At 68.3% G+C, this 11,488-nt stretch carries 11 protein-coding genes; 5 read left to right on the top strand and 6 right to left on the bottom strand.

The genetic code is table 11. From position 1 onward, the window contains the following. Positions 1 to 24: 24 nt before the first annotated feature. The 4 genes from exaC to D456_RS0102510 all read left to right on the top strand — a co-directional run bounded on the left by exaC (position 25) and on the right by D456_RS0102510 (position 3,722). Complete coding sequence (gene exaC / locus D456_RS0102525) at positions 25 to 1,548, top strand: acetaldehyde dehydrogenase ExaC (protein ID WP_017574576.1); 1,524 nt, start codon at positions 25 to 27, stop codon at positions 1,546 to 1,548. Further along, entirely contained in the window at positions 1,548 to 1,940 is a 393-nt protein-coding gene (locus D456_RS0102520; protein ID WP_026115507.1) for a DUF779 domain-containing protein, read from the top strand. Before exaC ends, D456_RS0102520 begins: the two co-directional genes overlap by 1 nt. A 208-nt stretch (positions 1,941 to 2,148) precedes the next feature. Beyond that, entirely contained in the window at positions 2,149 to 3,444 is a 1,296-nt protein-coding gene (locus D456_RS27735) for a hypothetical protein (protein ID WP_051049385.1), read from the top strand. A gap of 5 nt (positions 3,445 to 3,449) precedes the next feature. Then, on the top strand, positions 3,450 to 3,722 hold the full coding sequence (locus tag D456_RS0102510; protein WP_017574574.1) for a hypothetical protein: 273 nt from the start codon (positions 3,450 to 3,452) through the stop codon (positions 3,720 to 3,722). A gap of 111 nt (positions 3,723 to 3,833) precedes the next feature. Here the strand turns inward: D456_RS0102510 and mnhG are convergent, their stop codons facing one another. Genes mnhG through D456_RS0102480 form a run of 6 tightly spaced genes read right to left on the bottom strand, consistent with a single transcriptional unit; the run spans position 3,834 to position 10,677 of the window. Next, entirely contained in the window at positions 3,834 to 4,298 is a 465-nt protein-coding gene (mnhG, locus tag D456_RS23515; protein ID WP_017574573.1) for a monovalent cation/H(+) antiporter subunit G, read from the bottom strand. After that, positions 4,295 to 4,633: a monovalent cation/H+ antiporter complex subunit F gene (locus tag D456_RS0102500; protein WP_017574572.1), complete on the bottom strand. Its 339-nt coding sequence runs from the start codon at positions 4,631 to 4,633 to the stop codon at positions 4,295 to 4,297. Before D456_RS0102500 ends, mnhG begins: the two co-directional genes overlap by 4 nt. Beyond that, positions 4,630 to 5,238, bottom strand: coding sequence for a Na+/H+ antiporter subunit E (locus tag D456_RS0102495; RefSeq protein WP_017574571.1), 609 nt, complete (start codon positions 5,236 to 5,238; stop codon positions 4,630 to 4,632). The genes D456_RS0102500 and D456_RS0102495 overlap by 4 nt, the downstream gene beginning before the upstream one ends. Beyond that, entirely contained in the window at positions 5,238 to 6,893 is a 1,656-nt protein-coding gene (locus D456_RS0102490) for a Na+/H+ antiporter subunit D (protein WP_193373800.1), read from the bottom strand. The genes D456_RS0102495 and D456_RS0102490 overlap by 1 nt, the downstream gene beginning before the upstream one ends. Positions 6,894 to 6,895: 2 nt before the next feature. Continuing rightward, complete coding sequence (locus D456_RS0102485; protein ID WP_017574569.1) at positions 6,896 to 7,726, bottom strand: Na(+)/H(+) antiporter subunit C; 831 nt, start codon at positions 7,724 to 7,726, stop codon at positions 6,896 to 6,898. Further along, the gene (locus tag D456_RS0102480) at positions 7,723 to 10,677 is read right to left on the bottom strand and encodes a Na+/H+ antiporter subunit A (protein ID WP_017574568.1); all 2,955 of its coding nucleotides are present in this window, start codon (positions 10,675 to 10,677) and stop codon (positions 7,723 to 7,725) included. Before D456_RS0102480 ends, D456_RS0102485 begins: the two co-directional genes overlap by 4 nt. A gap of 243 nt (positions 10,678 to 10,920) precedes the next feature. On the opposite strand from D456_RS0102480, the gene D456_RS0102475 reads away from it, so the two are divergent. Next, entirely contained in the window at positions 10,921 to 11,397 is a 477-nt protein-coding gene (locus D456_RS0102475; protein ID WP_017574567.1) for a MarR family transcriptional regulator, read from the top strand. The last annotated feature ends 91 nt before the right edge of the window (positions 11,398 to 11,488 follow it).

Raw genomic sequence — 11,488 nt, 5'->3', positions numbered from 1 at the left:
GGCCTGTGACGCAAGGAGGCAGGCATGGCCGTTTACGCTGCACCCGGACAGCCCGAGAGCATCGTCGAGTACGCCCCGCGTTACGAGAACTGGATCGGCGGTGAGTGGGTCCGCCCGGCCAAGGGCCGTTACTTCGAGAACCCCACCCCCGTCACCGGGCAGACCTTCACCGAGGTCGCCCAGAGCGACGCGGACGACGTCGAACTCGCCCTCGACGCCGCCTGGGGCGCGGCACCGGCCTGGGGCCGTACAACGGCGGCAGAGCGTTCCCTGGTGCTCAACCGCATCGCCGACCGCATGGAAGCCAATCTGGAGAAACTTTCGGTCGCCGAGGCCTGGGAGAACGGGAAACCGGTGCGCGAGGCCCTCGCCGCGGACGTCCCCCTGGCCATCGACCACTTCCGTTACTTCGCTGCCGTCATCCGTGCCCAGGAGGGCCACAGCTCGGAGATCGACGGGGACACCATCGCCTACCACTTCCAGGAGCCGCTGGGTGTGGTCGGCCAGATCATCCCGTGGAACTTTCCCCTGCTCATGGCCACGTGGAAACTCGCGCCCGCACTCGCCGCCGGTAACGCCGTCGTGCTCAAGCCGGCCGAGCAGACACCGGCCTCGATCCTGGTCCTGATGGACCTCGTCTCCGACCTGCTGCCGCCCGGCGTGCTCAACGTCGTCAACGGCTTCGGCGCGGAGGCCGGAAAGCCCCTCGCCGCCAACCCGCGCGTGCGCAAGGTCGCCTTCACCGGGGAAACGACCACCGGGCGCCTCATCATGCAGTACGCGTCCGAGAACCTCATCCCCGTCACCCTGGAACTGGGCGGCAAGAGCCCGAACGTCTTCTTCTCGGACGTCGCGGCCGCCGACGACTCCTTCTACGACAAGTCGCTGGAGGGTTTCGCGATGTTCGCCCTCAACCAGGGGGAGGTGTGCACCTGCCCGTCCCGCGCCCTGATCCAGGACTCGGTCTACGACTCGTTCATGGCCCGAGCCCTGGACCGCCTCGGCACCATCAAACAGGGCAACCCCCTGGACACCGAGACGATGGTGGGGGCTCAGGCCAGCAACGATCAACTCGAGAAGATCCTGTCCTACATCGACATCGGCAAGCGCGAGGGAGCCGAGATCCTCACCGGCGGCGAACGCGTGGACCTGGGAGGGGAGCTCTCCGGTGGATACTACGTCGCCCCCACGGTCTTCGAGGGCAACAACGCCATGCGCATCTTCCAGGAGGAGATCTTCGGCCCGGTCGTGTCCGTGGCCCGCTTCACCGACTACGACGACGCGATCAAGACCGCCAACGACACCCTGTACGGCCTCGGCGCGGGCGTGTGGTCGCGGGACGGCAACACCGCCTACCGTGCCGGACGCGACATCCAGGCCGGACGGGTGTGGGTGAACAACTACCACTCCTACCCGGCGCACGCGGCCTTCGGCGGTTACAAGCACTCGGGGATCGGACGGGAGAACCACAAGATGATGCTCGACCACTACCAGCAGACCAAGAACCTGCTGGTGAGTTACTCCGACCAGGCCCAGGGGCTGTTCTGATGAGTGCCCCGGACCCGGGCCGAGCTGAGGTGGAGCGAGTGGCCGTCACCGATGAGGCGGCGGTCCTGCTCCGGGAACTGCGCGGGACCCACGGGCCCCTCATGTTCCACCAGTCGGGCGGTTGCTGCGACGGCAGTTCCCCGATGTGTTATCCGGAGGGGGAGTTCCGGGTCGGCGCCGCCGACGTCCACCTGGGCGACCTCGACATCGGGGCACCCGAGACGGTTCCGGTGTGGATGTCGCGTTCGCAGTTCGACCTGTGGAGCCACACCCACCTGACCATCGACGTGGTCGAGGGCCGCGGGTCGGGGTTCTCGGTGGAGGCCCCGACCGGGCGCCGTTTCCTCGTCCGGTCCCGGCTGATGTCGGACGAGGAGGCCGCCGGGATCTGAGACGGGGGCAGGGAAGGCGGCCGGATACTCGCACCACCTCACCCGCTTGACAGGGGTTCGCCGACAGGAAGAGCATTGAAAGGCCAGGTCAGAAGCCCTCGTGTCCGTGCTCCGCGAATGAGCGCGACACGGGGCCCGGTCGCCCTCCGAACCGTACGGGCGGTGTACCGGTCGACTCTCCGACGCGCACGGCGCGGAGAGGGGAGACATGGGTGAGCCAGACGAGACAGAGCACTACGCCCCCTGGCTGACGGAGGAATCGAAGGACCCTGCGGACCGTAACGCGGACGGGACACACACCTCCGGGACCGGAACCGCCGAGGACCGACCGCGAAAGGGCGATGACGAGCCCGACGTCCTTCTGGACGTGCCCCGCCTGAACGTGGACGAGATCGACCTGGAGGTGGACGAACTCCGGGCACGGGTCGCCCTCCAGGCCAGAGTCCTGGATCTCCTCCAACTCGACGTGGGGGCCGACGTGGACCTCAGCGGGGTCCGGCTCGACATCAAGGGCGTCCAGGCCCAGGCCCTCCTGAAGGTCCGGCTCGACAACGTGGAGTCGATCATCGGTAGGGTCCTGCAGACCATCGACGAGAACCCGCAGATCGTCGAGGCGGCGGCCCGTACGGTCGCCGATACGGCCGGAAAAGCGGCCGACGACCTCGGCCGGACGGCGGAAGGGATCACCGAGGGCGTGGGCAAGGCGACCGAAGGCGTCGGCGGCGTGGCCGAAGGGGCCGGAAGGGCGGCCGAGGAGGCTGCGGGCAGCGCGGGCGCGGTGGCCCGTGACCTCGGCGACAGCACCGACATCGCCGATACGGCCCCTGGGACCGGTGTCGGACAGGATGCCGGGGTGGAGAAGAGATCCCGGGGCCCCGGGACGGAGAACAGCGGGGGAGGGGCTGTCCCCGGAATGAGAACCGCGGTGGAGCAGACGGAGAGCCCCGGAGCCGCTTCCCCGGCGGAACCGGTGACCGGCCGGGAGACGACGGACGTCGAACGGCCCGGGGAGGCCGCCGGTACCGGACGGCACGACGACGGTCCCGGGGGCGATCAGGCCGGTAACGAGGGCCCCGAGGCCGGGGGCGAGACCGATGGGACCGAGCCCGAGGCCGCCGTCGAGCGTCCCGAGGACAGGACCACGGACGACCGTCCCGAGGAGGAGTCCGGCACCGAGCAGGCCGAGGACGAGGCCGGTAGCGATCAGGCCGGTGCCGAAGACACCGGGTCCGAGGGGGCCGGGTCCGGAGCCGACGGCGGAACTGTCGCTGAGAAGTCCGACGACGAGTCCGACATCGACCGGACCGAGGACGACGACACCGGGCAGCCCGACGACGAGTCCGACACCGAGCGTTGGGAGCGGGCTCGGGCCGAGGCCGGACAGGCTCTCTCGGCCGCCCGTGAGAGGGTGCTCAAAGGGCTGGGAGCGGGGGCCAAACAGCTCGGGCGCGAGCTCGGCGGTGCGGCCTCGCGAGTGGTGCGGGCAGCGCGTGAAGGGGAATGAGACCCATGCCCTGGGAAGATCCGCGTGACAGGCCCGACGTCGAGATCGGCGCGTGGGCGAGCGCGGAGGAGCTGACCTTCCACCAAGTGCCGGAGGTGAGAACGGTCTTCGGTGAGGACGGCGAGGCCACTGTGGAGAGCAGTCGCGAGAACCTGCCGTCGGAGATCGCCCCGGGAACCACTCACCGTCGGATACGCGCCCACTACCGTGCCGTGAGCCGGGTGGATCCCCGGCAGGCCCCGTCGGAGGAGGAACGTGGCGGCGGTCCCGCCCGCTGAACGGTCTCCGGGAACCGAGAGGCGTACTCCGCACCGAACCGGACCCCGGACGGAGAGGGCTCGACACCGCGCCCGGCGCCGAGCCCTCCCGATCCTCTGCGCAGCCACACCTCACTGCTCGGTGCGCTCTGCCTCCTGCGCCCGTCCCTCCTGGTGTTCGGCCCTCTCCCGCGCCTGTTCCTCCTCCTGGCGCTCGGCCTCCTGCGCACGCTCCTTCTCCGCGAGCCGGTCGGCCAGCGCGTCGTGGACCAGCAGATCCTGCTGGATGCGCCCCGACCGATAGCCCACACGCGCCGCGATGTGCCCGCCAACGGGGATCGTCACGATCTGGAACAGGCCCACCAGCGCCAGGGTCCCGGCGTTGAACACGTTGGTCTCCACGGGCACCAGCCTGATCGCGAGCCCCACCAGCACCAGCAGCAACCCCAGCACCTGCGGCTTGGCCGCTGTGTGCATCCGCGACAGGAGGTCGGGGAAACGGATCAGGCCGATGCCCGCCACGAGTGTCAGCAGTGCCCCCGCCAGGAGGCACAGGACGGCGATCCAGTCGAGCACCTGCACGAACACTTCGCTCATGAACCCTCCTTGCCCGGGGCGTTCTGCTGCGAGCCCGTACCGGTCTCATCGGTCGTCCCGCGGGGAGGGGCGTACTCCTCGGGACGCCGGGCGACGAACTTCGAGATGCTGACCGACGACGTGAAACCGAGCAGAGCCAACACCATCAGGGTCGGCATGAGGGTGGGGTCCTGGTGGAAGGCCGCATAGGCGCCCAGGCCGGTCATGGCCGAGGCGATCAGCACATCCACCGACAGGGCCCGGTCCAGGATGCTGGGTCCCATGAACAGCCGGGCGGTACCCAGCAGCGCGGCGACGGCGAGGGCCACCGCGATCACGATCCAGAGGACGGTCACACGCGCCCCTCTCCGGAAGCCAGGGCTTCCTCCAACTCGGCGATGTCGGCACGAGTGCCCAGACCGCGCACCAGGAGCTCCTCGAGAGCACGCACGTCCTGCTCGGCCCTGCGTACCTTCTCGTCGGTGTCCGCGCCGAGCACGTGCACGAACAGTTCACGCTCGGTCTGACCCACCTCGACGATGACACTGCCCGGGATCACCGTCGTGACGATGGCGGTGCACACCAGCATCAGGTCGGAACCCGTGCGCTGCTTCACCGAGATCACGGAGCTGTGCACCGTGCCCGGGGTGAAGACCTGAGCGGTCACCTGAAAACTCGCCACGAACATCTTCCAAGCGATGTAGACGATCATCCACACCCCTCGGACCGGCCAGAACCGGAACCCGGGCTTGATCGGCGGCAGCGGGAAGACCAGCATGATCGCCACCGACACCAGGAAGCCCAGCACCAGTAGCCCCAACGACTCCGGGCGCAGACGGAAGCCGTCGAAGAGCATCATCCACACCAGTGTCATACCGAGCGCGACGGGGAGCTGGATCTTACCGAGCCGGCGCCGCAGCCCCAGGGCGCGAATACTCCTCGGCGGTGTCTGTTTCTTCATCACTCACCTCCGAGGACCGCGTCGATGTAGGACGTCCGAGCCATCAGTTCCACGGCGGCGTCGGACGCGTAACCGATGAGCGGGCCGGCGAAGACCGTCAGCGCCAGGCTGAAGGCGACCAGCGCCATGGTGGAGCCGACCATGCTCCGGGGCAGCACGACCGAGGTGACCACCGGCGCGGACACGGCGGTGTCGCCGATCCGGGAGGAGGGGCCCACGGCCTCGTCCGACGGACCCAACGCCGCCGTCGACGAGGAGTCGGCCTCGGTGTCCTCCAGGACGGTGCCGGGCTCGGCGACCATGCCCTCGGAGGGTGTGCGCCAGAACGCGTAGTTCCACACCCGCGCGATGACGTACAGCGTCAGCAGGCTCGTCAGGACCGACACACCCACCAGCGTGTAGGCCAGCGGTGTCCCGGCGTCGATACCGGCCTGCATCAGGCCGATCTTGCCGAGGAAGCCCGACATGGGCGGGATCCCGCCCAGGTTCATCGCCGGGATGAAGAACAGGACCGCCAGGACCGGTGCGATACGCACCAGCCCGCCGAGCTGGTCCAACGACGCGGACCCGCCCCTGCGCTCGATCAGCCCCGTGATGAGGAACAACGTGGTCTGCACGGTGATGTGGTGGGCGATGTAGAACACCGCGCCGGCCATACCCAGCTCACTGCCGAGCCCCACCCCGAAGATCATGTAACCGATATGGCTGACCAGGGTGAACGACAACAAACGTTTGATGTCGTTCTGCGCGACCGCACCGAGGATGCCCATGATCATCGTCGCCAGCGCCACCCACATCAGCAGGGTGTTGATCTGCGTTCCGGGGAACATGAGCGTCTCGACCCGGATGATCGAATACACGCCCACCTTGGTCAGCAGGCCGGCGAACACCGCGGTGACCGGCACCGGGGCGGTCGGATAGGAGTCCGGCAGCCAGGCCGCGAGCGGGAACACCGCCGCCTTGATGGCGAAGGCGATGACCAGCACGACCTCCAGCACCAGCCAGAGTTCGTTGTTGATCTCGGGCAGGCGCTTGCCCAACTGCGCCATGTTCACGGTGCCGGTCGCGGCGAAGATCAGTGCGATCGCCATCAGGAACAGCACCGACGACACCAGCGACACCACGACGTAGATGGCGCCCGCGCGCATCCGCGACTGGGTCCCGCCCAGGGTCAGCAGCACGTAGCTGGCGGTCAGCAGGATCTCGAACCCCACGTACAGGTTGAACAGGTCACCCGCGAGGAAAGCGTTGGAAACACCCGCGACCAGGATCAGATAGGTCGGCTGGTACACCGACAACGGCGCGACCTCGGCCTTGGGGGCCATGCCCTGGCCGATCGAGTAGATCAGCACCGCCAGAGTGATCGCGGCCGAGACCGTCACCATCAGCGCGGCGAGCCGGTCGGCGACCAACGTGATGCCGATGGGGGCTTCCCACCCACCGACCTGCACGGCCTGCGGTCCGAGCTCGTGCGCGCCGAACATCAGCAGCAGACCGACCACCAGCACGATGGCGAGCGTTCCCACACTCAACCACTGCTGGAGCCTGGTCCAACGGGTCCCGAGCGCGAACTTCACCCCCGCCGCGAACAGCGGCAGGATCACCGGCAGCGGAACGAGCAGATGGAGAATGTCTGCGAGGAAGAACTCGCCCATGGTCACTCGCTCCCTTGCAGGTCGCTGTCCTCGGCACGAGCGAGGCGTTCACGCTCCGCACGCATCGACCGGCTCGCCTCCCGCCGCTGGGCGCGGATCCTGCGCCGCAGCTCGCGCCAGAGCTCACGCTCGGCGGCACGGTCGGCCCTACGGTGCTCCCGCAGGCGGCGCCGGCCCAGTCGGATACGGCCGCGCAACTCGTTGACCTGGGCAGTCATGGTCTCCGAACGTTCACTGAGACGGCGCATGGTCTCCTGCGAGCGCTCATCGGCCTCTCCGTCCTCGGCCTCGACCTCGTGGCGCGCCAGCTCGGCTTGGGCCGCGGCGATCTCCGCCTTGATACGGGCCTGTTCGGCCAGCTCCTGGGCGTCGGCGGCCGCGATGGTGGCCTGGAGCTCGGCCCGCTGGCGGCGGATGTCGGCCCGCAGACGGCGGCGTTCCTGCTGGAAGCGGTGCCGCACCGCGCGCCGGCCCTCGCCGTACGCGATCCGGAGGTCCTCGGCGTCGTCCTGGACCTCGTCGTTGCCCTCCAACTGCCAGTTCCGGTAGGCCATCGCCAACAGGAACGCGGTCAATCCCAGGGTGATGACGATCGCGGTCAGGATCATCGCCTGAGGCAGGGGGTCGGTCATGCGGGTCTCGTCGCCGAACCAGAGGACGGGGGGACCGCCCTTCTGGCCTCCGGCGGCCAGAAGCATCAGGTTGACCCCGTTGCTCATCACCACGAAACCGAGGAGGACGCGGGTGAGGCTGCGCTCGAGGAGCAGCACCACACCCACGGCGACCAGGACGCCGATGACGATGACGAGGGTCAGGCTCGGTGAATCGCTCACGAGGTGACCTCCTCGGCTCGCTTGGTGGCCTCGGCCCGGGACTCCTCGTCGGTCTCGGAGGCATCCCTCTCGATCTGTTCGTCGATGCGGGCGCCCAGGCTCCTGAGGATGTCCAGGATCAGGCCGATCACCAGTAGGTAGACACCGACGTCGAAGAACATGGACACGGTCAGGTGGGCCTCACCGAAGATCCAGAAGTCCACGTATCCGTGGGCTCCGGCGAGGACGGCGTCGCCGAAGAGCGCACCGGCGAGACCGGTGCCGGTGGCCACGGCCAGACCCGTGCCGATGAGTGCCCCGGGCTGGACCCACGCTGTGGAGTACAGCTCGTAACGGCCCCCGGCCAGGTAACGCACGATGAAGGCGAGCCCCGCCACGATGCCGCCGGCGAAACCGCCGCCGACGGCCGTGTGGCCGGTCAGCAGCAGGTACAGCGAGATCACCATGATCACCGGGAAGAGGAAGCGTGAGACGACCTCGAAGATGATCGAGCGGCGCTCGGTGGGCAGGGTGTCCGCGCCCGGCAACCACGTGCGGTTCCACCGTGGCCTGACGTGCATGGACGTCGGGGCGAACGAGAGTTTGCCCAGGTCCACGTCGTCGTGTCCGTTGGGCTGCTCCGGCGGAGGGGTGACCGACAGGGCCATCACCCGGTCGGGGACCTTCCGGGACTGGGGACGGCGGCGCAGGAACATAAGGCTGGCCACACCGGCAGCGGCGGCGGCCAGCACCGAGATCTCGCCCATGGTGTCCCAGGCACGGACATCGAGCAGCAGCACCGAGATGATGTTCTCGCCCCCGGCGTCGCGTGCGGCGTCCGGGTACATGGAGGCGATCGACTCCTCCTGTCGGCCGGCCAGCGCGTAATAGGTCATGAACGAGGCGACCAGGCCGGCGGCGGCACCGATGGCCAGGTTCCAGATACGGCGGCCGCGCAGGGCGGGCGCCGAGAAGTTCGTGGGCAGACGCCGCAGCACCAGCACGAACACGACCAGGCTGACGGTCTCCACCAGGAACTGGGTGAGCGCGATATCGGGGGCCGCCTGCAGGTAGAACAGGGCCGCGCAACCGTAACCGCTGATGCCGATCAGGATCACCGAGTACAGGCGGCGGCGCACGAAGACCGCGGCCAGGGCGGTCACGATCATGATGACGGCCGGGATGACCTGGATCGGGGTGTCCCACAGACGCAGTTCCGGTGTGGGCAGCTCCCAGATACGGCCGGTGACGATCGGCCAGACCGCGCCGATGATCAGCACGATCAGGATCGTGCCGAGGTAGACCGGCAGTGAACCGCGTTGGGTGGCGCCGGTGGCCTGCAGGGCGAGTTTGTCCAGCCCGGCGAGCATGCGGCGGTAGTTGCGGTCGGCGTCGACCACTGAGGTGGCGTTGTTGAGGCGTTCCACCCCGTCCCGGAACCTGAACAGGAGCGCACCGCCGACGAGGCAGAGTGCCGACAGCAGCAGCGGCAGCTCCCAACCGTGCCAGAGCGCCAGGTGCGCCTCGTGGCCACCGGGGCCGAGGGGCTCGACGGTGTCGGCGTAGAGGGCGAACAGCGGGTCCAGCTGGGAGGAGAACAGGCCGCCGAGGAGGCTGAGCGCGGCCAGGACCGTGGCAGGAGCCAGGAAGAGCGGCCCGGGCGCGTGCACCCGGGTATCGGGAACGCCCTCCTTGGTGGAGAAGGCCCCCCACAGGAACCGCAGGCTGTAGGCCACGGTGAAGGTGGAACCCACGACCAGCCCGACCAGGACGGCGATGTCGACGAGCCCGCCGCCGACGTAGGCGCCGAAGGCCAGTTCCTTGGCGGCGAAGCCGAGGGTGGGTGGTAGCCCGGCCATGGAAGCCGCTGCCACGACCGAGACCCAGAACGCTCCCGGCATCGATCCGCGCAACCCGGAGAGCTTACGGATGTCCCGGGTACCGGTGCTGTGGTCGATGATGCCGACCACCAGGAACAGCGGCGCTTTGAAGAGAGTGTGCGCCAAGAGCATGGAGATGCCGGCGAGGGCGGCGTACTGGTTGCCGGTGCCGAGCAGGGCGATGAGGAAGCCGAGCTGGCTGATGGTGCCCGACGCCAGGACGAGCTTCAGGTCGGTCCGGTGCAGGGCCTTCCACCCTGCCAACACCATGGTCAGGACACCGAAGAACACCGCCATCGTCTGCCACACGGCCACGTCGCCGAAGGCAGGGGTGAGACGGGCGACCAGGTAGACACCTGCTTTGACCATCGCCGCCGCATGCAGGTATCCGGAGACCGGTGTGGGAGCGCGCATGGCTGCGGGCAGCCACAGGCTGAACGGGAACAGCGCCGACTTCGACATCGCGCCGATCATGACCAGTACGAGCGCGGCGTCGATGATCGCACCGTCGGGCGGGGCCTCGACGATCTCGGCGATCACGTAGGTCCCGGCGGTCTCGCCGAGCATGACCATGCCGACGAGCATCGCCAGGCCACCGAACGTGGTGACGGTCAGCGCCGTCATGGCAGCGCGGCGGCTCTCCTTCAGCTCGGTGCTGTGTCCCACGAGCAGATAGGAGAAGACCGTGGTCAGCTCCCAGTACACGAAGAGCTGGATGAGGTCGTCGGCCAGTACGAGACCGAGCATCGCACCGGCGAACGCCACGAACACCCCGGCGAAGCGGCCCAGCCCGGCCTCGGAGTCGCTGAAGTAACGGGCGCAGTAGATGAGGATGAGCGTGCCCACGCCGGCCGCGATGAGGGTCATCAGCAGGCCGAGTGCGTCCATGTGCAGGCCCAGGCGGAGGGAGAACTCCGGGGCCCATGCGTAGGAGGAGGACAGCGCACCGCCGTCGAGGACGGTGGGGATCTGGAAGAAGGCCCAGACCGTGGACAGGCCGGGTACCACGGCGAGCGCGAGGAAGGCGTTACGGCCCCACCTGCTCACCAGTAAGGGCGCCACTGCCGCAGCGATGAAATGCGCGATCAGCACTGTTGTCAATGCGCCCTCCCGGACCGGTCCGGGCCCACCCGAGTTCCGGGCGGACGTCCACTGCCCCTACAGCAGTCCGTTACGCCCACGACTGGGGGTGGACGGGCTGTCACTGCGGCTTGCGGGACGTGTGTCTTCCTGAACTTGCGTGCGCAAGCTATTTAATAGCTAGACTATACAAGCGTCAAACCGCCGCGCGGACCCGGGGGGTCCGCCGGACCTTCAGCTTGCGAGGACCGTTCCGTGCCCGATGAAGCCCACGAATTCAGTGCGGAGCTGCACAATCGTGAACTCGAGGAGTTCCAACGTGCGTGGACCGAACTGATCAATGCGGCCATACACGCGCAGACACGCAGTGGCCACAGCCACCGTGGCGGTGAGGAACTCACCCTCACTCAGGCCCTGCTCATGGAGGCGGTCCGAGGGATGGACGCTCCCAACGTGGGCGCGGTGGCCCATGTGGTGGGGGTCTCGTCCCCGTCCGCCACGCGCATGATCCAGCAGCTCGAGCGTCGCGGACTGCTGTCACGCCGCAGATCGGAACGCGACGAACGCAGCACCGTGGTGACCGTCACGGAAGACGGAGAACGGGTCCTCGCCCTCACGCGCAAGCGCATGGAGGGTAAACAGCGCAAGGTCTTCGAAGCGATCAGGCCGTCCATGCGCCCGATGGTCATCACGCTCCTCCATGATTTGCGCGAGGCGCTGGACGACACCTGAGCGGCCGGGCCCCCGGTTCGGCGCTCTCGTTCACCTCCATTGACAACAGCATCACGTTCTCTTTTCTTCCCGCACCCGGTTCCCACCCCGG

Origin of the sequence: Nocardiopsis kunsanensis DSM 44524 (assembly GCF_000340965.1) — a bacterium.
Lineage (GTDB): Bacteria > Actinomycetota > Actinomycetes > Streptosporangiales > Streptosporangiaceae > Nocardiopsis > Nocardiopsis kunsanensis.
Note: the sequence above shows the minus strand (reverse complement) of the source record. Positions and strands in the feature narration are given on the sequence as shown.

Bases quoted from the DNA above. Each gene is read 5' to 3' on its own strand.
- exaC (WP_017574576.1), top strand. From the start codon at position 25: ATGGCCGTTTACGCTGCACCCGGACAGCCCGAGAGCATCGTCGAGTAC.
- D456_RS27735 (WP_051049385.1), top strand. From the start codon at position 2,149: ATGGGTGAGCCAGACGAGACAGAGCACTACGCCCCCTGGCTGACGGAG.
- D456_RS0102520 (WP_026115507.1), top strand. From the start codon at position 1,548: ATGAGTGCCCCGGACCCGGGCCGAGCTGAGGTGGAGCGAGTGGCCGTC.
- D456_RS0102495 (WP_017574571.1), bottom strand. From the start codon at position 5,238: ATGAAGAAACAGACACCGCCGAGGAGTATTCGCGCCCTGGGGCTGCGG.
- mnhG (WP_017574573.1), bottom strand. From the start codon at position 4,298: ATGAGCGAAGTGTTCGTGCAGGTGCTCGACTGGATCGCCGTCCTGTGC.
- D456_RS0102490 (WP_193373800.1), bottom strand. From the start codon at position 6,893: ATGGGCGAGTTCTTCCTCGCAGACATTCTCCATCTGCTCGTTCCGCTG.
- D456_RS0102510 (WP_017574574.1), top strand. From the start codon at position 3,450: ATGCCCTGGGAAGATCCGCGTGACAGGCCCGACGTCGAGATCGGCGCG.